The organism is Streptomyces sp. NPDC007095 (genome assembly GCF_040634475.1).
In the GTDB taxonomy this organism is placed as follows: Bacteria; Actinomycetota; Actinomycetes; order Streptomycetales; family Streptomycetaceae; genus Streptomyces.
In genome coordinates this window covers 1-21746 of sequence record NZ_JBEYFS010000203.1, presented here as the reverse complement: position 1 = coordinate 21746, position 21746 = coordinate 1, and the positions used below count along the sequence as shown (strand labels likewise).

General features: G+C 67.1%; 12 protein-coding genes and 4 pseudogenes. 9 read left to right on the top strand and 7 right to left on the bottom strand.

The window, feature by feature from the left end:
• On the top strand, nucleotides 1-253 hold a 253-nt coding region (locus ABZ656_RS44615), incomplete at its 5' end, for a transposase (RefSeq protein WP_360276483.1).
• A 91-nt stretch (nucleotides 254-344) separates the two neighbouring features.
• Here the strand turns inward: ABZ656_RS44615 and ABZ656_RS44610 are convergent.
• Nucleotides 345-509 (bottom strand): hypothetical protein, encoded by a 165-nt coding sequence (locus tag ABZ656_RS44610; RefSeq protein ID WP_360276479.1) that lies wholly within the window; start codon nucleotides 507-509, stop codon nucleotides 345-347.
• Between the two features lie 183 nt (nucleotides 510-692).
• Between ABZ656_RS44610 and ABZ656_RS44605 the strand changes: the two genes are divergently transcribed.
• From ABZ656_RS44605 to ABZ656_RS44590, 4 genes are read left to right on the top strand one after another with little or no spacing between them, the layout of a single operon-like run.
• On the top strand, nucleotides 693-2060 hold the full coding sequence (locus tag ABZ656_RS44605) for a toll/interleukin-1 receptor domain-containing protein (RefSeq protein ID WP_360276486.1): 1368 nt from the start codon (nucleotides 693-695) through the stop codon (nucleotides 2058-2060).
• Between the two features lie 26 nt (nucleotides 2061-2086).
• Nucleotides 2087-3094 carry an AAA family ATPase gene (locus ABZ656_RS44600; RefSeq protein WP_355976009.1) on the top strand — a complete coding sequence of 336 codons (1008 nt, stop codon included), beginning with the start codon at nucleotides 2087-2089 and terminating at the stop codon, nucleotides 3092-3094.
• Between the two features lie 3 nt (nucleotides 3095-3097).
• Nucleotides 3098-4099 (top strand): hypothetical protein, encoded by a 1002-nt coding sequence (locus tag ABZ656_RS44595; RefSeq protein WP_360276475.1) that lies wholly within the window; start codon nucleotides 3098-3100, stop codon nucleotides 4097-4099.
• Complete coding sequence (locus ABZ656_RS44590; RefSeq protein ID WP_360276472.1) at nucleotides 4096-8289, top strand: tetratricopeptide repeat protein; 4194 nt, start codon at nucleotides 4096-4098, stop codon at nucleotides 8287-8289. The genes ABZ656_RS44595 and ABZ656_RS44590 overlap by 4 nt, the downstream gene beginning before the upstream one ends.
• 55 nt (nucleotides 8290-8344) lie before the next feature.
• On the opposite strand, the gene ABZ656_RS44585 is transcribed toward ABZ656_RS44590, so the two are convergent.
• Nucleotides 8345-8770 carry a hypothetical protein gene (locus ABZ656_RS44585; protein WP_360276469.1) on the bottom strand — a complete coding sequence of 142 codons (426 nt, stop codon included), beginning with the start codon at nucleotides 8768-8770 and terminating at the stop codon, nucleotides 8345-8347.
• 130 nt (nucleotides 8771-8900) lie between these two features.
• Complete coding sequence (locus ABZ656_RS44580) at nucleotides 8901-10019, bottom strand: hypothetical protein (RefSeq protein WP_360276466.1); 1119 nt, start codon at nucleotides 10017-10019, stop codon at nucleotides 8901-8903.
• A gap of 904 nt (nucleotides 10020-10923) precedes the next feature.
• On the opposite strand from ABZ656_RS44580, the pseudogene ABZ656_RS44575 reads away from it, so the two are divergent.
• Both ABZ656_RS44575 and ABZ656_RS44570 read left to right on the top strand, forming a co-directional pair.
• Nucleotides 10924-11241: pseudogene (locus ABZ656_RS44575) on the top strand (helicase associated domain-containing protein); the annotation flags it as partial.
• A gap of 284 nt (nucleotides 11242-11525) precedes the next feature.
• Nucleotides 11526-12614 carry a glycosyltransferase family 2 protein gene (locus ABZ656_RS44570; protein ID WP_075033438.1) on the top strand — a complete coding sequence of 363 codons (1089 nt, stop codon included), beginning with the start codon at nucleotides 11526-11528 and terminating at the stop codon, nucleotides 12612-12614.
• 304 nt (nucleotides 12615-12918) lie between these two features.
• On the opposite strand, the pseudogene ABZ656_RS44565 reads toward ABZ656_RS44570, so the two are convergent.
• Nucleotides 12919-13122 (bottom strand): annotated as a pseudogene (locus ABZ656_RS44565) (IS6 family transposase); the annotation flags it as partial.
• Nucleotides 13123-13256: 134 nt separating this feature from the next.
• Nucleotides 13257-13439 (bottom strand): annotated as a pseudogene (locus ABZ656_RS44560) (transposase); the annotation flags it as partial.
• A 166-nt stretch (nucleotides 13440-13605) separates the two neighbouring features.
• Between ABZ656_RS44560 and ABZ656_RS44555 the strand changes: the two are divergent.
• Both ABZ656_RS44555 and ABZ656_RS44550 read left to right on the top strand, forming a co-directional pair.
• A pseudogene (locus ABZ656_RS44555) lies at nucleotides 13606-13818 on the top strand (helix-turn-helix transcriptional regulator); the annotation flags it as partial.
• Between the two features lie 171 nt (nucleotides 13819-13989).
• Entirely contained in the window at nucleotides 13990-14268 is a 279-nt protein-coding gene (locus ABZ656_RS44550) for a hypothetical protein (RefSeq protein ID WP_360276462.1), read from the top strand.
• Between the two features lie 229 nt (nucleotides 14269-14497).
• Here the strand turns inward: ABZ656_RS44550 and ABZ656_RS44545 are convergent, their stop codons facing one another.
• Entirely contained in the window at nucleotides 14498-15085 is a 588-nt protein-coding gene (locus ABZ656_RS44545; RefSeq protein ID WP_360276459.1) for a hypothetical protein, read from the bottom strand.
• Between the two features lie 3 nt (nucleotides 15086-15088).
• Nucleotides 15089-21574 (bottom strand): LamG-like jellyroll fold domain-containing protein, encoded by a 6486-nt coding sequence (locus ABZ656_RS44540; RefSeq protein WP_360276456.1) that lies wholly within the window; start codon nucleotides 21572-21574, stop codon nucleotides 15089-15091.
• Between the last annotated feature and the right edge of the window lie 172 nt (nucleotides 21575-21746).

The following is a 21746-nucleotide window of genomic DNA, read 5'->3' as shown; positions in this document are numbered from 1 at the left end:
GTTTGATGCGGAAATACGCCGAATTGTGTGCACGACCAACAGCATCGAGAGCGTCAACGCCCGCATCCGCAAGGCCGTCCGCTCCCGCGGGCACTTCCCCACGGAGCAGGCCGCCCTCAAGTGCGTCTACATGGCCGTCATGAGCCTCGACCCGACCGGCGCCGGCCGCAAACGCTGGACCATGCGCTGGAAGGGCGCCATGAACGCCTTCGACCTGGCCTTCGACGGCCGCCTCACCGCAGGCCAACTCTAGCCACACCAACCCCAGTTACACCGCTCGCTTTACAGACCCTCAACCGACTACCGAAACCTGAGACAGACTTAAGCCCGAGATTTCCGGCGCATCACACTAGCGCTACGTCTGCGTTCTCGTCGTCGGTCATCACCGCGGTGAGGTAGGCGTGATACCGCCCGGCGCGCAGCCCGGCCCGAGGGCTGGGCTGCAGCAGTCCCCACGCGTGGCTGCTGCGGGCCGAGTACATCCGCCTCGCCGCCCAGATCACCACCACCGAGAGCGCCTGGCATACCAGCGATTGAGCGTCGGGCCGACTCAGACCCTTTGCCTGCGCAGGCGACGCCCTCCCCTGTCCCCCAAGGCTGAGAAAAATGCCCGCGGGCTATGACGAAAATGGTGCGTGGCAGCGGTGTGTGCAGCACAATCTCTGCGCAGAGGCCGGTAGGACCGCTGCGGCATACCGGTAGGGGGAGGGGGTGTCCCTCACGGTGAGTCTGGGGGAGCAACGCTGAAGATCTTTATCAGCCACGGGGGAAAGGGCAAGGACGGCTGCGTCGATGAGGCGTTACGTCTGATCGAGCCACGGCTGGTCGAACGGGGATATGACGTCTTCACCGATGTCGAAAAGCTCCGTGCCGGCGACTCCTGGCACGACGTCCTGTACGAGGAAATGTATCTGTGCGACGCGGCGATTGTACTGCTCGGGCCTGTGACGATCGCGGAGTCTCAGTGGGTGCGGCGTGAGGCTGATGTCCTCATGGGGCGGCACATCGTGCGCAGCTTACGGACTGTCCTGCCTGTCTTTCTGGGTACCCAGGACACGCAAGCCGCCCGAAAGCGGGGATTCAACGCGCTACTGATGCTCCAGGCCGAACTCGGGAACCGCAAGCCCCTGCCCGAGGGCGGCGAGGTTGAACAGTTTGTGGAATGGGTGGTCGCCGAGTTCGCCCCGGTGGTGGAGCCTGTGGGTGACCGGCCGTTTCATGCATGGGTCAAGCGGGTGGCCGCTTTCCTGACGACTTCACGTCGGAACAACTTCGACACCGTGACCGAAGCAGCGGCCCAACTGAGCTGCAGCCACGATGAGATGCTGCATGTACGGGCTAAGGTCGGCGCCGAGATGTTCCTCGCCCACCTGATACTGAGAGCCGGGTCGATCACTCGAGAAGGGTCGGCTGACAGCCCCCTCCCGCGCGCTGTGGCCGCCTTGCGGGCCGGGCTGGACGGTCGGCAGTTGGAGCATCTCGCCGAGGAAATCCTGCCGGGCTGGGTGGATCCGGATGATGCTGTCCCCTTCGCTCCGGTCTCCTCCGCAGGGGAGACAGCACGCCGACCGGTGGTTTTGCTGCACGCCTACGACGAGTGGACCGCTGGCCAACATATCCGGCGGGCGCTGTACAACGAGCCGGACAGCTTTCAGTTGGGACGGCTGCCCGATCCGCAGGAGATGCCGGTCGACGAGCGTGCACCGGCTGAGGACCTTCTCGATGCGTGCCTGGCGGCGTTACGAAAGGTCTTCGGGGTGCCGCCGCAGATGCCGCTCAATGAGCACACGGTGCAGGCGCGGGAGCGGATCCGCGACTATCTGGTCATCAACGCCGCCGATTGGCGCCTGCAGGACGTGGCCACGGTGGTCAACACACTGCACGGATGGTTCTCCTGGCTGATTGTCATACTGCTGACTCCGGAAGGCAGGCCCGTCGAGGACGAGTTGCGCAGTCTTGAGCTGACCCGCGCGGTCTCAGTGGGCTTGCCGGTGGGAGCGGAGCAGCGCGCGTACTCCCTCAAGACGCGTCTGGATGCTGCGGTGCAGCCGGCCGGATGAATGCCAGTCGATGAAAGGCAGGACCTATGACCGTGGCGAGCGGTTCTCAAACTCATGTTCCGGACCGCGACGACGGCCTGGTCTACGTAATGCCCGATTCCCTCAAGCTCTCAGTCAAAGTTGCTCTGGCTGCGGGGCGTCCGCTTCTGCTGCGGGGCAAGCCGGGGTCCGGCAAGAGTTCGATGGCGCCCTTCGTGGCCAAAGAGCGTGGCTGGCGCTACTACAACTTCGTGGTGACCTCCCAGACTCGGGCCCGCGATCTGCAGTGGACGTATGACGGGGTTCGCCGCTTGGCCGAAGCCCAGACCCCGACAAGAGGGTTATTGGGCAGAGGGTCCAAGCATCTGAGTCCCGACTACTACGTCGAGCCGGGCCCTCTGTGGTGGGCTTTTGCGCCGGAATCCGCGGCCCGTCACGTCCGGGCCATGCAGCGTGCACGCGAAGGCATCGTGGAGGCGTATGAGCATCCGCTGGAGAAGCGGAACAAGGGACGTGATGCCCAGCATGCCGTGGTGTTGATCGACGAGATCGACAAGGCGGATCCCGATGTGCCCAACGGGCTGCTAGCGCCGCTGGCGTCGCACGGCTTCACTGTCGCCGAGTCCGGGACACGGGTGGAGTTCGAGGCGTCGGGAGGTGAGTTCCAGGAGCGCCCCTTCCACCGGAATCTGGTAGTCATCACGACGAATGAGGAGCGGGAACTGCCGCAGGCTTTCCTCCGACGGTGTGTCATCGCCAAGCTGGTGCCTCCCACCGAGGTGGAGGAACTGGTGCGTATCGCTGAGGAGCATCTGCGGGCCCGCCTCGGCAAGGTTGACGAAAAGGATCTGGAGCTGGCCTCGGCCTTGGCCACGGAACTGAAGAATGTGAGGGATGCAGCGCGCCAGGAGGGCATCCGGGAGCCCAGTACCGCCGAGTATCTGGATGCGCTGTGGGCATGCCGGTCGCTGGGCTTCGAGGTGCGCAAAGACGACGAGAACTGGCAGGCAATCCGCGGACTCACACTCTTCAAGCCACAGCATCTGAGGGACTGAGCAGTGGACATCGAGCGTCTTCAGCAGGCGGAAGGGCCCTGGCCTTCAGGGGAGATCTGGATCGCTGACATGGCGCGGGTGGTCACTTCGCTGGGCGTGGATCTGGCCGACCACGTCACGTTGACCGAGATCGCCGAGTTGCTGGGGATGCAGATGCCCGCCCCGGTGCGCAGAGCGTCGCAAACAGGCGCCCCGCACAGCGGGGCCGTGCCCCCCTCTCCGCAGCCTCCGCCTCCTGCCCGGCCTTCTGCACCTGCTACGGAGAGTGCCTCGCCTGCCCAGCCGTTCCCGGATGAGCCCACTCCTTTGCTGACGCCCTTGAGTTCGGGGCAGAGTGAGCCCCGTGCGTGGGCCGAGCCAGCCCTGGCCCTGCAGGATCAACAGCCTGCCGCGCACCCTGCGCCCTACGAGCCGTTGCTGCCGCCCAGCTCCGAAGCGGCCACGCTCCACGCAGTGCTGTCGCGCATCGTGTTCGAGGGGCCGGTCGACCTCGAGCGTCTGCTCGATCTGGTGGCCGAGAACGCCTTTGTTACCGAACTGCCCCGTCGCCCGGTACGTACGCTGCGGTTCGGGGTGCAGCTTCTGGTCGATCTCGGAGAAGGCATGCAACCGTTCCTGCGAGACGAGATGGAGATTCTGGAGCGGGTGGCGGCGATCGCCGGCCGTCACAGCTGCGAAGTTAGGTATTTCACGGATTGTCCGCTGCACCGGTGCGGTGAGGGCGCTGGATGGACGTGGAAGCCCTACCGGCCGCCGGCGAGCGGCGCCAAGGTGCTCGTGCTCAGCGACTTCGGACAGCATGGGAACAGCGGAGGCAGCGCTGCCTACCGGCTGCGCAGGGACTGGGAGGCCGCGGTTGATCTGATGCGGCGCAACGGCTGTCTGCCCGCTGCTTTGGCACCGATGCCGCCCGATCGCTTTCCCGCATGGCTGACTTCCCTGATGCCGGTACTGAGCTGGGACCGGACGACGACCACGGCACGTGCCCTGATCGGACTGTCATGAGTGCGGAACACGTTCGCATCCCCGGCCACGAGTCAGGCCTGCCGCGCCTTGAGGACATGCCAAGGACAGCCCGCCGACTGGCTGTCGTCCTGAGCACCGCCACCCGTATCGAACCCGAACTAATGCGGACGGTTCGTATCAGGATCCGTCCCGACCTCGATGTGGGCGCGGAATCCGCGCTGTGGTTCGGGCCGTGGGCGCACCGCAACGCCGCCCAGTACATGGCGCTGCGCCCCTCGCTGCTGGAGCCGCTGAGGAACGAACTGCGTGATGAACTGGTGGCAAGCATGCCGGGCGATGCCGTGCGGCGGGCGGGCGAGGCCATCTTTCGGACGCATCGCAGCCTTTCCCCTGTGCTGGCGTTGGAAGAGCAGGTCACGTGGGCGGCGGTGCTGGCCGATGCCGGAGTGCGAACGCCGGAGGCGGATGGTGACCCCCAGTTCGCGGTGGATCGGCTGCTGGAACGTGCGCTGCGGGCTGCTGTGGAGACACCAGAGCGGCGCGATGGGTTACGCCGCTGGTTCGCAGGAGCCTGGCAGCGTTTCCCCGAGCGGGTGAGGCAGGCTCCTGCAGCACTCGACCTCTTCGATGTGCTGCACCTGGAGGGCTCTTCCTCCCTCTCCCCCGCCCGTGTTTCCGCCCCCGTCCAGCCTGCCCACCTTGGGGGCGTAAGTGACGTCATTCTTTCCGTGCGGCACGACGGCGGGTACGTCACCGTCGGAGATCCGGGCTGGCCGGCGGAGAGCGTCCTGGTTCCCGACACGCAGCCACGCATTCTTGAAATCGCCCACGATCTCACCGCCTGGGAGCAGGCAGAGAAAGTGCGGGTCCCGCGCGGAGGACGTATGAGCGTGCCGGTTTCGGACGTTCCCGTCTACGTGCGCACCGCCCGCGGTGTGGTCTACCAGCTGGGTGCGCCCGGCAGTTCAGAGGTAATCGGCTATCCGGCCATTGCCACGACGGCCCGGCAGGACCGCGGTCTGCTGGGTGGCCCTGTCACGGACCTCACGAATGCATCGGCTGTTCGCTTCGGTATTGCTCCGGTCATCAGCCCGCACCAGGGCAAGCGCCCACGTGACTACCGCCATCCGCTCTATGAGGTGCGCACCGGCCCCGACCCCTACCTCCCGAACGCCGTTGATACGCGACTGGCAGTTGTCCTGCGCGGTGCCCGTGCGGGCAGTCGGCTGGTGGTGGTCACCGGGAGGCCGGCCAGCGGCCGCACCCGTACGGCATGGGAGGCGATGCGCCGTGTTCTCAGCGACTGGTGGGTATGGTGCCCGGAGCTACTGGACCGTGCTCAGGTAATGATCGATGCTGTGGCCCACGACCAGTTGGGCTCACAGACCGTGGTGTGGCTGGACGACATCGATCTTCTTCTGGCCGATGCGTTGGCCGGTGAGAAGGTGGCGGAGGCGCTGGAGGAGGTGCTCACGGACCCCGCCCGGCGGCCCCTGCTGCTTCTGGCCACGGCCCGTCCGTTTCCTGACAGTCGCGCCGGTATGGGCCCGCGGGCCGCGGCCCTGCTGGCCCGGGCCGCACACGTCCAGATGCCGGAGCGCCGCCCGAATGTTGCGCTGCGGGCTCCGTTCGCGGGGACGGGCGGGACTCAGGCTTTGGCGTTTGAACAGCCCCGCCTCAAAATCATGCCTCGCAGCGAACTGCCGGCGCGCACGGAAGGTTTCGTCGGGCGGGCCACAGAGTTGGAACAGCTGTTCTTTCTCCTCGGCACTAGGGCCGCGAGGTCCGCATTCGCCGTTGTCACAGGTCTGTCCGGAGCCGGCAAGACCGCTCTTGCGGTGGAGGCCGCGCACCGAGCACGCCGGCGGGGCTGGTTTCCCGGCGGGATCCTGTGGATGAACCTGGCGGGCCAGCCGTTCACGCCGTCGCGTCTGCTGACCAGACTCGGCCTCTCCCGGAAGGGCCAGCCGGACGACGAGGCCGTGCAGTGGGTGGTGTGCGCGGCACTGCTGCACCAGCTCACCGGCACAGGCCATCAGCCCGTTCTGCTTGTCCTGGACGACGCCCCGTCCTGGGAGTTCGACGACCTGCCTTCGCTCGCCCCGGGCCTATCCGTCCTGGTCACCTCACGCGGGGAGGGACCCCAACGGGCCGAGCCCGTGGAGCTCGGCCCCCTGGAGGCAGCAGACGCGCACCGCTTGCTCGAGGCAAGACTGGCTTCACTGGCTTCCCCGGAGCAGGCTGGCGGCGTCGGCCCCGAGGAAGAGGCTGCGCAGGAACTGGTCGAGGCGTGCGGACGGCTGCCGCTGGCCCTGTCCGTCGCTGCCGCGCTGCTGGCCGCAGACCGCACCCTGACCGTGCCCGCTCTGGTCGCCGCCATCGAGCAGGCGCCGATCAGCCTGGACGCCTTGGCCTATGAGGACCAGTCCGTCCGCGTTGCCATTGACAGGTCGTACTCCCGGCTCAATCCCACACAGGCGCGGGTCTTTCGTCTGCTGGCTCTGCTCCCCACCCCCGAATTCACCTCCCCTGCAGCCGCCGCTCTGCTCGGCCGTCCGCCGGAGCGGTTGCTGCGCAGACTGGTCCGTTTGCACCTGCTCGATCACGAACCGCGAGGCGGCCGGTGGCACATGCACAGCCTCGTGCGCCAGTATGCGGCCGACCTGGGCCTGGAACATGCCCTCGAGGACGAGAAAGAAGAGGCGTTCGAGCGTCTCATGCACCATTACCAGCTGCATGCTGAGGCAGCCGATGGCTGGCTTCGGGGAAAAACCCCGCCGGATGCAAAGGTGTTCGCATCCCGGCGCCAGGCTGTGCTCTGGCTGAGGAGCGAGCGTGTCAGCCTGGTGGCGGCCGTGGACTGCTGCCTCAAGGAGGGCCGTCGCCGCACCGCTGCTGCGATCGCACTGGCCTTAGCGGAATTCTTGACGCGGGGACAGCACTTCGAAGACCTCCTCCATGTCATGCGCGCCGTCCTCGACTCCCCCGGAAGCAGCGAGGACGATCAGTACACGCGGGCGGCGGCGCTGAACAATTTCGCCCTGGCCATGGCCAGGACAGGCAACTTCGAAGAGGCCCTGGACGCGCTCAAGCGTGCGGCCGAACTGCACGGCCGTCTGGGAGACCGCCGTGCGGCCTACGCGGTGATGCTGCGGAATCTGGGGGCGACGCTGCTGGTCGGCAACCGCCCCCGGCATGCCGCGCAGGTTCTGCGTGATGCCGCCAGGTACTACGTGGACGCTTCCGGCGAGCCGATGCGCGCCCAGGTGCTCAGCCATCTTGGTCTCGCGTTGCTGGAGGCGGGAGAACCCGTTCAGGCGATTGATCCGTTGCTGCAGGCCGGCGAACTGCTGACTCATGTTCAGGCGCCGGCGCAGGACCGGGCAATGCTCCTGGCCAACCTGGGCACGGCTTTGTTGCGCACTGGTCAGCGGGAGGAGGCGGTGGCCGTGCTGCTGGAGGCCACCGCGCTGGATGATGACGGCGGCAGCCGGCGGGGACAGGCGGACATGAGGGAACGACTCGGTCGGGCCATGATGGAGGCTGGCCTCTTCACCGAGGCTGTCCGCTGCTTGGATGACGCGGTGTCCGCCTACGGAGAGTTGGCGGACGCCCGCAACGAGGCGCAGGCGCGCAATAACCTCGGGCTGGCCTTGCTGGACACCAACCGGGGGGGTGAAGCGGTGTGGCAACTGGAAGAGGCGCTCCATCTCTACCGCGGCAGCGGCGACGCCCTGTCGGCCGCACAGTGCAGCAACAACCTGGGCAAGGCACTGCGTCGCCTCGGCGAGCACAGTACGGCTGTCGAGGTGCTCAGCCAGACGGTGGTGGACCTCCAAGGCGCGGGAGACGAGGCCGGGGCGGCCGAGGCGCTGCTCAATCTGGGGCTGGCCCAGCTGGCTGAGGGGCATGCGCCCCAGGCGCAGGCAACGCTCACCGCCAGCGCCGACGCGCACGCATCGTTGGGGAACATCACCGGGCGTGCGCATGCTCTGCTGGGACTGAGCCGTGCCGCGATGAGCAACGGTGATCCGCAGGCGGTGCAGTACCTTCGGTTGGCCACCGAGGCATTCCGCCATGGGCGTTCCACAGAGGGGATGATGGAGGCGCTGCTGCTGCTGAGTGACTTGTTTGCCACCACAGGGCAGAAAAGTGAAGCCAGCAAGGTTTTGCGGGAGGCGCTGCACTTCAGGGACGAGTCGGCCGCCGAGTCACGCGCGTTGTCGTAGGCGAGCCGGGCCGGAGGGAGAGCCGGCTCTGTCAGGCAGCCGGCTCGAGAAGTCTTCAGGTGGCGCTGTGGCGGCTGCCGGGCCCGTAGGTGACGAACCTGACGCCGGTTACCGCTCCGGCCTGCACCAGCGAGCCTTGCACGGCTGCGGCTCGGGCATCCAGCAGCGTCTCGTCCCGGTGCGACCGCTGACGGGTTTCCTGCCCCCACGCCTCCAGCTCCCGCCGGAACGAGGGGTCACGCCTCGCCCGCCGTGTCAGCGCATCGGCAAGAGCTTCGGCTCTGGTTTCGCTGGTGGGCGCCGCGAACAGAGCTTCCAGCTCCATCTGCCCAGGCGCAGGAACAGCCCCGGCGAGTTCGTCCGGCGGCTGTACGACTAATGCAGCGAGCCGGCTCCACACGTGGCGCTCTGGCTCATCCATTGTGTGTCCGGCCGCAGTGAGCGCGGCCTTGACCAGCAGTGCAGGTGACAATGAGTCCACGGCATTCCCCCTTCACCATTGACCCACATTCCATGACAATAATGGGCGAAAATGCCCACCCTTGCCTCCAGTCCGCGCCGTCGTTACATACCCGTAATACGGCTTCGGGAAGCCTCCCGTTCAGAACGGGTCACGGCGGCGACCCGGGGGCGCCCGGGGACCCTTGCGTCCCCTGTGCCAACGGATCCCCTCCCCCCGGTGTCACGCTCCCTCCCCCCGTACGCAGCCGCTCGAAAACCAGATCGAAAGTGAAACCGGCGCTGAAGCCGAGCGGCACCGTGAAGAACAGCAGCCGGCGCACATCCAGGTCCTCCAGCAGTGCAGGCACCGTCAGCAACTGGGATGCGCAGTACAGCAGCACGGACACCAGCCCGGCACCCAGTCCCCGCACCGCTGCCCGCAGCCAGCCGGACTCCGTCTCGAACGTATGCCGGATCAGCGCCCCGGCCACCGAGGCCAGCAGCGGAGCGGCCACCAACACCGTCATCCGGTGCACCGTGGCCGGCCCAGGAGATCCCGCCGTGACCAGCAGGGCCAGGGCGCCGAGCAGGCTCAGCACCGCTGCAACAAGTCCGGTACTGGCCCGCCGCATGCTCGAACGGGCCGCCCGTCGCGCCTCCTGCTCCGCCTGCCGCCGACGCGTCCGCTGCAGAAGCAGGCAGGCCACCAGCCGGGCCGCCGAATCGGACTGCCAGTTGTCCCCCATCAGGGCGATATCGTCGTCGTCAGTGTCGTTGCGGACCTTGTCGAGATTCACCCATACCTGACCGGCGCCGCCACCGAACGCGGCCACCGGCAACACGGGAATGCGCTGGGACAAGGCGACAATCCCGGCAATGCGCGTCGACTGTCCTCCCCCGATCAGCACCACGCCGTCCGCCTCCAGTAGCCGCCGGAAATAGGCCACCTCCCATTCGCTGCTGGTGTCGCGAACGGTTTCCAACGTGACACAACTGCCTTGCGGCAGGGCGAAATCCACGTCGCGGTGGCGCGGCGGAAAGGCGGCCACTCGGCCCGGCGCATCCGCAGTGCAGGCCCCTGCGTAACCGTGGACCACATCCCATTCGGCGTAAGTAGTCTTGCTCGAGAAGACGGCAAGATCACACCCACCCCTGGCCAGCTCTGCGCCCAACAGGCGGCATGCATCGCGGGCCTGTTCCACAGCCTTCAGGGGCGGCGCAAACTCACGGCTGGCATCGACACTGCCGATGACCGCAATGAGAGGTCGTAAACGTTGCGTCGAGGACATGGCGCAGTCTAGCCAGGAAGATCCCTCCGCCGATGCCCCCTTGCGTGAACTGACCACTCACGCACCCCATTTGGCGATACCTACGGGCCGCCCGACGGCAGCATCGGGAGATCGGACTGGTCCTGCTGCGCTCGACTTGGGCGGTCAGGCTGCTGACGGCGGCGACATGCGACCGGGCCCTGAAGGGGTGTTCGATCTGGGCGCGCTGCACCGGATCGCCGGCCAGGCCGTGGTCAGCACCGCGGACCTGGTCTTCGAATCGGTGGAGATCTACACCGACGCCACCGCCTTCTCCGTCGGCCAGCAAGGCGGGGCGCCCCACATTCTGGTGCGCGTCCAGACCCAGGCCCTGTCGGGGGAGGCGGAGCAGGAGCGGTTCGCCGAGGAGGTGCAGCGGGCCCGGCGGGCCGCGGCTCATCCCCGAGCGGCCGAGCCGTCCAGCCTCAACGAGCCGACCGGACCCGAACACGGGATGGTGGAGCTGCCGCTGCACATCGCGTGGTCCGGACTGCGCATCCTCAATCTGGACCGGCCCTGCCAGCGCATGAGCCTGTACAGAACAGTGTTCGCCGAAGGCATGCGTGACGACCGATGCCGCTTCCTCAACAAGGGCATCCTGCTTGAGCTGTGGCCGGTACTCCGCAAGCTCATCAGCACGGCCGTCAAGGACGTCGGGAAGAAGCGTTCCACGAACTGTAAATATGATCAACTTCCCGCACGTTCCCCCGGCACCGCCACCACCATAGGCGTTCTCACCGCACCTGCGGCAGTCTCACCCAACCTGCAGGACCGCAGTTCAAACAGCCCACACAGAGTCCAGAACCCGTCGCAATCCATCTGCGGCGCCGCAGGTCAACGGCATGCAATCACCGCAACATCAGTGAGACCTCACAGCAAGCCGGAGGTCTGGGCGGCGCTGGCGGACGGGCAGCGCAAGCGCCTGGAGGCTCTCGGTGTCGTACCGCTCCCGCCGGAGCAGGAAGCACCCGCCAAGGCGGCCTCTGGAGCCTTCGAGCGGGGCGTTGCGGCTCTGGCTCAGTACAAGGCCCGAACCGGGTCTGTGACGGTCCCCAGGGCCCACGTGGAGACCGTAGTCGTCGACGGCCAGGAGCACTCCGTGAAGCTGGGCGTATTTCTTTCGAACACAAAATCGAGGCGCGGCAAGCTGGCCACCGACAAGCTCCAGGCGCTGGCCGACCTCGGGCTGGACTGGGCAGCCTAGGAGCCAACACGTCCACACCGAGCCGCATCGCTTTGTCTCCGAGCTCCACCCGCCGATCGGCACGGCTGACACACCGCACGCGCCCAATTGTTCCGCCGCGACATGTGGATCCGTCACCGCGTGGAAGCCGAAGTCGGCGGCCACCTGCTCGAGTGTCACGTCCGGACCGCGGTTCCTCGCGACCCGCGCGACGCCCCCGCGGAACTCCTCGGGATAAGGCTTGGGCACAGCGACATCCTTCCGACCCGCCCCACAGGGCAAGCCAGTTCAGATGTCACCCGGTCGTGCACCAGACCCTCACGTCCGATAGCTTGTCATGCCTTGAGCTGCCGACCTATGTTTCGATGATCATGCGCACATCCCCAATGATCAGCGTCATAGTCGCCGCTCACGACCTGCAGGGTCAGCTGGAGAGCTGCCTGCGTTCGATCCTGAACCAGTCCTTCCGGGATCTGGAGGTCGTCGCGGTCCTGGACCAGTCGCCTGAGTGCCCTGCGAACGTGGTGGATGACTACGCTCAGCGTGACGGGCGCGTGTCCGTCGTGCGCTTGAAGGGTGTCGTCGGCATCGGCCGGATACGCAACGCAGGCGCGGAGCACGCCGCCGGTGATTACCTGCTGTTCCTGGACAGCGATCACATCGTCGGGGGTACAACACTTCAGGCCATGGCCGACCAGCTGCAAGCTACAGACGAGCCGGACGTTCTTCTCTTCGGGCATACGCGTCTGCATCACCGTCGCTCCTGGCACGGTGCCGCCGCCGAGCTGATTGCCCAGCAGGGGCGTGAGTCCTTCGCCCCGATCGATCTGCCTGAGTTGTTCGGTGCCCCCGCCTACTCCTGGGACCGCTTGTTCCGCCGCGACATGTGGATCCGGCAGCACCTCTCATTTCCCGACGGTCTCTACGAGGAGGTCTCGGCCGTCCACCGCGCCATGCTCGCCGCTGACCGGATCGGCGTTCTGAGATGGAACTGCGTGCAAATCCGCCGCCGGCTCACCCAACACCCCGCAGACGCGCCAGGCGGCACCCACTTCGACGTCTTCGCCAGGTACGAAGAGAGCTTCGGTCTGCTGCAGGAGCGCACCGCCCTGGACGCTCTGGCTCCCTTTCTCTTCACTCGCATGATTCGTCACTACCTCTTCCTTCTCAATCTTGAGGGGTGCCTCTCCCGCGCCGAGCGCCCGCAGTTCTTCCAACGCGCCAGCGAGCACTACCGCCGATTCCTCCCCGACGGCTACGAGCGCCCCGATGGCCGCGAGGGCGTCAAGTTCCAACTCGTCGCGAGCGGGATGTACAGCGCTTTCGAGGCCGCCAGGCTCCCTCAGCTCGCACGCGGCTTCGTCTCCCGGGGCGCCACCGTCCGCGGAGGGTAGCGCAGGCTGAGCGGCACCGACCGGGACACTCAATGTCAGGACGTGGCCTCACGCCCGTGACACGGCTTCCCGCCGCGCCGACGGGTGAACTCACCGAGCAGCCAGTCCTGATCCTCGACCTCCTCGCCAAAGTGGGTCTTCAAAGTTGAGCGGTCCTAACTTGTTCGTGGGTTGGACGGGCCATCGTAAGGTCCAGAGGCCCAGAGACACCGGGTATGGCTTTTGAGGGCGTTGTCACGTTGTTGGGTGTGTGGGTGCCTGATGGCGCGTCGGGGCGTGGTGGGGCCCGGGTGCCGGCCTGTGGTCAGGCCGTGGTGGCTGTGGCGACGACTCCGGTGACGTGGTCCCAGACGGCGAAGCGGATGGTCATCTCGGCGCGGTGGTCGGAGGCGGTCATCAGGTGACGGTGGGGCCGGAAGTGGGGTGAGATGCCGCTGAATGCGGACAGGAACCGCTGGGCCGCGCCGACGGAGCGGATGCCTTTCATCGCGCGTTCGCGCTGGCGGGTTGCGATGTGCCGGCTTCGTGGCAGTGACCCAGCTGGGGATGTGCCACCCCATGACAGCCGCGAGGTCGCGAAGTACCACCGCCGTGTCAGTGGCAAGCCCCCAGCCACAGGCCGACGACCAGCAGGTACACAGTGACCATCACACCCAGTAGCAGGCCGAGCGTGTCGACCACGACATGCCGCTTGCGCCCGTTGACCAGCTTCCCGCCGTCGAAGCCACGGCTGTCCGTACCGACGACGGCGTCCGCCTTGACCGACTGCGAGTCGATCACACCCGCACTCGACTCCGCATCGCGGCCCAGCTTCTCGCGGACCTTCGACCGGAGCCGGTCGTGGAACTCCCTGACCAGGGTGTGATCGCGCCAGCGGCGGAAAAACGCGTAGACCCGGTCCCATGGCGGGAAGTCCACCGGCATAGCCCGCGTGGAGTTCAAGTCGGCTGCATCGTCGTGTGATTGTGTCGCTCACCGGTTCGGAAACGCGGACGGCCACACCAACCAGGAGATCGCTGCCCAGCTGTTCCTCAGCCCACGCACGGTGGAATGGCACCTCGGCAACGTGTTCACCAAACTCGGGGTCAGCTCTCGCAGACACCTCCGCTCAGAGCTGTCTCCCGCGAAACCGACGACGCCGATTACCAGCAGCGGACGCAGCGGCCCGAAAACTCCCCACAAGACGACAGAACGAAAGGCATGAGATCCGGCACTTCACCGAAACCGACGGCTTCTGGTCCGATGAGGAGGGCCGTCGTGGGCGCGCCGCGGCAAGGCAGCGGCGGCATCCGGTTCCTCACCGCAGCAGGGGGCGCCGGCGGTGTGCGGGCGCCCCCTGCTGCCCGGTGTCAGTGCCCGGCCGTAGCGTGTGCGCGTGACCCAACTCCTGCAGACCTACTCCTACTTACGGCCTTCGGCCGTGCACGATTCCACGGCCGGACGCACCCTCGCGTTGGAGACCTCCGGCGGTGCCACCCCGGCCGGAGAGGCGGCCAACCCCCGGTTCTTCAGCGGGTTCCTGACCGCACCGGCCGCCGCGGCGACGGCGCTGCTCGCGGTCGCCGACGTTGTAGGTGCCAAGAACCACGTCCGTGCTGGTCACGCCACGTGTTGGTACTCGTGCAGGATGCCACCGAGGCTGTCGTGCCGGTAGACGTTGACCCCGGGGACGGCACTGTTGATTCCCGACATGGGTGTGAGCCACAGCCTGGTTGAGCACAAAAGATTCCCACCCAGGGCGGCGTCGTCCGCGAACGCCGCTTTCCCATGCCCGGTGCAGGTGCTCGTCGAGCACCGACAGGGCGACATATCGATTCTCCCACCAGGAATCACTGGTGGGAGAATCGGCCGGCATTACAGTCAAATCACCTTACTGCGCTACGTCACTGAGACCCACCAGGATCAGCGAGAGCCAACCGCAGTGCTTCCAGGTAACGGTCCGCTGCTTGCCGTGAGGCCTCCATGGCTGTGTGGAAGCCGTCTGCATGCGCCCCGTCCAGTTGCTGCTGCCCAGTCCTGAGCGATACCTCTAGGTCAGCAAAGTAGTGCGGAGCCTCTAGGGTCATCCCACCCTTGACCATCTGCCAGTCGACGTGCCGAGCGAAACGATCAAGCCACTCATTCAAACCAACCGGTGCATCGTCAGGAAGATTCCCCGTGACCATTCGGCAATGAAGCTCGATCAATTCGGCAGCCTTGTAGGGATAGTAGGTGGAGCCCATCGGGTCCTCATCCCACAGATCAAGGAGGCTTCCAACGCACTCCAGGAGACCGGCAATATCCTCGATCCGCACCAGCGAGGACTCGTCATGCATGCTCGACATCAGATCACGGAATGCCAACCAGTCAGGTTCCTCCGAGACTGCTTCAGTCCACTCCCGCGACAACCCAGCTTCCACAATCGGCCCGAAGCGTTCCACCACCACGCGAAGCCGCTCGATCCGACGTGCGAGATCCCCGTCATCCTTCACTGCTCACCCACCTCCTCTGAACGTGAACGACCGCTGCCCCCACCTGAACTGGAACTTGGCGATACCGTTGAGGAAGTAGTTTATCCTGCCCTTCCAGTTCGACGGCCCTGTAAGTTGCCCGCCAGCATCTCGGATGGAATCTTCACAGTAAGGGCAGACGTTCCTGCTCGCGCCGCCATCCCAAAGCGTCCAGCCCTGGTTCTCGATGTGTTGCATCGCGTTCGTCTCTGCATGCAACGTAGGATCATTTACGGCTGCGACCTCTCCCGGCTGCAATGCGGCAGTCTGCGCTTCCGTCAATCCGTCGCCACTGGCGGCAACGACATCTACCGGATTGCCACCGCCCATGTCGGCGCGTACAACGGCGACTGTCTGGTTCTTATAAGGCCGTCCACCATCCTTCGATCCGTCATGGATTACCTTACGTATTTCCTCAGCGCGGTCGGTGAACTCGCAGTTGTGGACGAGGACCGGCGTACCGCCAGCCTCCACATAGTACGTGTGGAGGTCACCGATCGTCAGGTCGTACGTCGTCGTGTGTGCGTGGTAAAGGCGGACCGCGGTGACCGTTGCCGTGCCGGTCGGGGTCTGGAGGGCGTCTCCGGGGTGGAGGTCCTTGGCGTCGACGAAGGCGGACCGGGTCTGGTCGTAGAAGGGGTGGTGGTAGGTGGTGGTGAGGGTGCCCCCGCCGGAAGAGGTGGCGGACGGGGCCTCGGCCACGGTGGCGGCGGCCAGTTGCTGGCGGTCGGCGGGGGTGTGCGGGTGGGGGATGCCGGCGGCGGTGGTGATGACGGCCGCGGAGGCGGCGAGGCCGAGGGCCGCCCTGGTCAGGATTCGCTTGCCGAGGCCGGACTTGGGCTTCGGCGCCGGCTTCGCCTTCGTGGGCACGATGGTGACGTCCACGAAGTCATGGTCGCTGTAGGTGACGATGACCCGCGTGACGGTGTGGGACTGGGTGCCCTTCGTACCGGGGACGGAGTCCTTAATCTTGTCGCCGGCCTTGACCTTCTCGATGGGCCGCGTGGAGCCGTCGGCCATCACGACCTCTGTGGTACCGGTGAAGCTGTGGGTGGCGCCGCAGCCACTGCGGCCGAACAGCTTCCCGCCCGCGGTGGCGAGGACACCGCCCGCGGCACCGCCGATGGCACCGGACTCCGCGCCGTCGGCCGTCGCGGCCGCCGCGCCGGACCAGGAGCAGTCGGCGTGGGTCTCGGAGCAGGTGAGGCCGTAGTCGGCCGCGCCGGTGGCACCGCCGGATATGCCGCCGATGGTGGCGCCTTCCAGGGTGTTGGTGACGAGCTTGGGCAGCGCGTCGCCAAGCGCGGACTCCGCGAGCTTGCCGCCGAGCGCTCCGCCGATGCCGCCGCCGACGGCACCGCCCACGGCGCCCAGCACGGTGGAGGTGGCGAAGGCGCTGACCGAGCAGGCTCCCTTCTGTCCGCCCATGCACTTGCTGCCCTGGTCAACGAGACCGGCGGCCGCTCCGGCGAGCGCGCCGCAGGCGACGGCGCCGGGGATGGCCAGGCTTCCTCCGCTGCCCGCGGTGACGGCGGCTTCACAGCCGGCGAAGACCACCGTGGACACGGCGAACGACGCGATGGCGGCGGCGTGGTTCTTGAAGTAGGTCGTGGCGGTGTTCACTCGCTTGGCCACGGCCTGGTAGGTGCTGTGGGCGGCATGGCTCACGAAGTTCGACGCGGTCCGTCTGAAGCTGGAGGCCTTGCGTTTGACCGCGGCCTTCGCGTCGGCGATCTCCCTGTTGAGCTGGGCGATCTGCCGGTTGAGACTGGCGATCTCGCGGTCCAGTGAGGCCATTTCCCGGTCGAACGCGCGCGATGCGGAGTCATAGGCGTCGCTGGCCCATCCGCTCACGGCGTCCCAGGCACTGGAGAGCTTGTCCGAGACCCAGTCGTATGCCTCGCTGGCGTAGTGGGTGACGGCGTGCCACCCCGAACTCACCGCGCTGGTGAATCCGTTCCAGGCGTGGCTCGCGGCGTGGCTGACGCTGTTCCAGGCGTCGCCGAGCCAGCTCTGGCCCGTGGGGTCGGTGCGGGTGAGGGGGTTGTCGTCGACGTAGGCGAAGGGGTTGGCGGCGGCCGAGTTCGGCACCGGGTTCAGGGACGCGGTGTCCTTGTTCATGAACTGGCCCGTGGCCGGGTTGTACCAGCGGGAGGCCATGTTGACCTTGCCGGTGGCGTTGTCGGTCCAGCCCGACTGGTAGCCGAGGTTGCCGCTCGGGGTGCCGGTGGTGCCGGTGACGTTGCCGAGGGGGTCGTAGCCGGTGGAGGCGGTCAGGGCCGAGCCGGTGCCGGTGAAGTCGCCGACCACGTCGTCGTGCTGGTCGGTGTAGGCCAGAGTGGCCGTCGCGGGGGTGCCGCCCGGTGTGCCGATGCCCACCAGGGCGTCGCCGGGTGTCCAGGTGTAGGTGCTCGTGCCGTCGGACGCGAGGTTGTTACCGGTGCCGGAGTAGGTGAAGGTCCTCGTCGCCCCGCCGTTGGCGGTGTTGGTGATGACGCGGCCGAGGGCGTCGGTGAGGTAGGTCTGGCTGCCCTGGGTCAGTTGCTGGTTGAAGGCGTCGGAGGCGAAGTCGGTCGCGCCGGAGGTGCCGGACTGGTGGGTGAGGGTGCCCCGGGCGCTGTAGGTGTAGGTGTTCTGTCCGTCGCCGGTGAGCTGGTCGCGGGCGTCGTAGGTGTAGACGTCGGAGCCGACGCGGATGCGGTTGCCGGAGTCGTCGTACGCGTACGCAGTGGTGGTGCCGCCGTTGTTCCAGGAGGTCAGACGGTCCGCGTAGTCATAGCTGTAGGTGTTGTTCGTGGCGCCGGCGAATCCGCTGGTGGTCCTGCTGGTCTCGTTGCCGTTGGGGTCGTACCCGTAGCCGATGGAGGCGACGGTGCTGCCGCCGGGGGTCTTGAGCGTGTCGCTGGTCAGCCGGTGCAGGTGGTCGTAGCCGTAGGAGCGGGTGTCACCGCCCGTTCCGTACTGGACGCTCGCCAGCTGGTTGAGGGTGTTGTAGCCGTAGGTGAGGCGGGTGCCGGTGGCCGGGTCGGTCAGGCCGGCGAGCCGGTCGTTGTTGTCGTAGCCGTAGGACGTGGTGCCGGCGGCATCGGTGCGCGCCGTGAGAAGTCCGTCGCCGTTGTAGGCGAAGGAGCCCGTTCCGGCTGATCCGCTGCTGGTCAGCAGGTTGCCGCGGTCGTCGTAGGTGAAGTTCTCGTCGGTGGCGGCGGTGGTCGTGCCGATCGCGGCGGTGACCGCGCTGCGCATCCGGTTGTCGTGGTCGTAGGTGAAGGTGCGGTCGGCGGTGGCCGTCTCGGCTCCGGCGCCGGACTGGGCGGTGATGTTGCCGACGTTGTCGTAGCCGGTGGTGACGCTCACTCCGCCGGGGGCGGTCCGGGTGGCTGGGCGCCCGTCTGCGTCGTAGGCGGTGGTGAAGGTCGAGTCGGCCGCACTGGCGTAGCTGTAGGTGGAGGTGGTCACCGCCGGTTCGACGGTCGACTCCGGCAGGTTCCACGGGTTGTAGGTGTAGTAGGTGCTGTTGCCGCGGCCGTCGGTGAAGCGCGTGCCGTTCCCGGCGGCGTCGTAGCCGAACGAGGTCGTGATGGAGTGTCCGTCGTCCACCGGCTGGGTCTCGCCGGTCACGTGTCCGAGCGCGTCGTAGGTGTAGGTGCTGGTGTGCTGACGGGCGTCGGTGGCCGACAGCAGCAGACCGGCCGCGTCGTAGGTCGCTGACTGCGAGGCCAGGACCGTGCTGTGGTCGGTGTCGAGCGAAGCGACCCGCACGGGGTTGCCGAGCTGGTCGTAGGTGACGGTGTTCTGGGTGTTGTCGGGGAGGGTGACGGTGGTCTTGCGTCCCTGGCCGTCGTACGCCGTACGGGTGGTGTTGCCGACGCCGTCGGTGACCTGGGTGCTTTCGCCGACCGCGTCGTAGCCGTAGCCGGTGGTGACGCCGTCCGGGGTGGTGGTGGAGGCGAGGAACGCACCGCCGGGGTTCAGGGAGGAGGCCGTGTAGGAGTTGTTGGTGGTCAGGGCGGTCGCCGTCGGGTACCGCTCCAGGGAGGTGGCGGTCAGGGGCCGGCCCAGGTAGTCGTAGGTGGCCTGGGTCTGGCCGCCTTCGGGGTCGGTCCGGGACTGCACCTCGCCGTTGGCGTCGTAGACCGTGTGGGTGACGCCGTTGTTGGCGTCGGTGGTCTGGGCCAGCTCGCCGAGCTGGTCGTAAAGGTCCGTGGTGGTGTGCTGGAGCGGATCGGTGACGCTCTTGACGTTGCCTGCGTCGTCGTACTGGTAGGACGTGGTCGCGTCGTTGATGACGGTGGAGCTGTCTGGCGGGGTGTAGTCGGGGAGTATCTGGGAGTTCACACGGCCGACGGCGTCGTAGGTGGTGGTGACGGTGGTGTCGATCCCGTCCGGGCCCTCGGCCTCGGTGGGCTCGCCGAAGGTGTCGTAGCCCGTGTAGCTCGTGGGGTGGACCAGGCCCGGCGCGCCGCCGTTGGACTCGGCCTGGACCGCGGGGGCGGTGGTGACTGCGAGGTTGCCCGCTTCGTCGTAGCTGAAGTAGCTGGTGTTGGTGTCGGGGTCGGTCATCGACAGCGGCAGGCCGCGCTGGTCGAGCTGCCAGCGCGTAGTGGCCTGGTCCGAGGAGGACGTGGTGCCGCCGTTGCGGCCCTTGGAGTACAGGGCCGAGATCTCGCCGGCGGACAGGGCCCGCTGGTAGACCTGCACGTTGTCGACCGAGCCGGCGACCACGTCGGTGACGGTGCCGGCCGCGGTCTCGGTGCCGCCGATGGAGAGCGGGCCGGTCCCGCTCCACGGCGAGGGGTCACTCGTGGTCGCGGCGAGGGCGCCGTTGACGTACAGCTTCAGCGTTCCGGCGCTCGCGTCGAACTGACCCACCAGGTGCGTCCAGGTGTTCAGCGTCGCGTGTGCCGGGGCGACGGCGTCGTAGAACGCTGAGGGTGAGGCGAGGTCCTGGCTGGCCGCGTGGAGGCGGAAGCTGTTGTCGGGCAGCGAGTACTGGAGGTAGAACGACGCCCGGTTGGTACCGCCCTGGGCCACGAACGTCCGGTACGTGGAGGCGTCGGAGAGGTTCACCCAGGCGGAGACGGTGTAGGAGGAGGCGGTGTTCAGCACGGGCCCGTTGGTCGCGATGACGCTGCCCGAGCCGCCGGCCGATCCGTTGAAATGGGCCGCCCCGTCCGACCAGGTGATCCCGGAGCCGGCGGTGGCGGTGTTGCCGTTGCCGGAGTTGTCGGAGACCGAGCTGCCCGAGTTCTGGTCCAGGCGCCACCAGGCGTTGGGGTGGCTCACGCCGTCCTCGTGCACCGACTGGGTGGTGAGGTTGCCCATCGGGTCGTAGGTGGAGCTGGTGGTGTGAGTGGTGCCGGTGCCGTCGGTGAGGGTGGTGGTGGCCACCTTGTCGTCGGGCGTGTAGGAGACGGTCGTGGTCCTGTTCACACCGGTGGGATCCACTGTCGTCGCGGTGACCCGGTCGGCGGCGTCCACCGTCGAATTGGTGGTGGTGGCACCGTTGTTGGTGACCTGCGAGGTCAGATTGCCGGCTGCGTCGTAGGTGTTGGACTGCTCGACGAAGTGCTGGTGCCCGGTCGGGTCGCTGCGGGTGACCGTGGCCGTCAGGCCGTTGTCAGTGTAGGTGTACGACGTGACGTTGCCCATGGCGTCCGTCAGGGACTGCAGCCGTCCCGACGGGTCGTAGGCGCGGGAGGACTCGACGAGGTCGCGCGCGGCGGACGGGTTGACCGGGTCGCCGATGTAGTTCTTCAGGGTCTGGGTGAGCAGCTTGCCGTTCGGGTCGTACCCGTAGGACAGCACGTTGCCGGCCGGGTCCTGGACCGTCGCCTGGTTGCCGTACCCGTCGTAGGTGTACGTCGTCATGCCGCCGGCCGCGTCCGTGGTGGTCTTCACCTGGTCGTACGGGGTGTACGTGTACGACTGGGTTCGTGAGGCGTCCCCGCCGCCGAGGTCGGCGGCCGTCTGGGAGGAGATCATGCCGTCGGCGTCGAAGACGGTGCTGGTCGACTTCTGGTGGGTGGCACTGGTGACCCGGTTGGTGACCGCCGGGTCCACCTCGCCGGTGATCTGCGAATCGCCGTCGTAGGTGTAGGTGGTGGTCAGGCCCGCCGGATAGCTGTCCGAGACGGCCTTCTTGGTCAGCATCCGGCCGAGGTTGTCGTAGGTGAACGACGTGACCTGCCCGTCGGGGTCGGTCATGGAGGCGATGTCGCCGTTCTTGAAGTACGAGATCGTGGTGGTCGCGCCGCCCGGAGAAACCGTCCTGTACGGAAGGCCCTTGGGGGCGAACCCGCCGTCGGCGGCCGCGACGGTGGTGCCGTCGGTGTACGCGATCGAGGTGGTGCGGCCGTGCAGGAATCCGGGCACCGCCGGCGTGGTTACCCCTGTGCTGTTACCCGCGGCGTCGTAACTGTACGACGTGAGGTAGGTGTTGTCGGAGCTGGACGAGGAGCGCGCGTCGCGCACCGTGCTCGGCAGGTCGTTCTGCGGGTTGGGCGTCAGCTGGGCGCTGGTGTCGTCTGGAAGGTAACTGGTGTATGTGGCAGGGCTTCGGCGTAGTCGGCGGGCGTCCGTTTCGTAATCACTTGAGCCCGAGCAGGGCGAGTGGGCGGTCTGCGTTGCGGGCGTTGTGTCGCAG

Coding starts and splice junctions, on each gene's coding strand:
- ABZ656_RS44600 (WP_355976009.1), top strand. CDS start 2,087: ATGACCGTGGCGAGCGGTTCTCAAACTCATGTTCCGGACCGCGACGAC.
- ABZ656_RS44590 (WP_360276472.1), top strand. CDS start 4,096: ATGAGTGCGGAACACGTTCGCATCCCCGGCCACGAGTCAGGCCTGCCG.
- ABZ656_RS44580 (WP_360276466.1), bottom strand. CDS start 10,019: ATGTCCTCGACGCAACGTTTACGACCTCTCATTGCGGTCATCGGCAGT.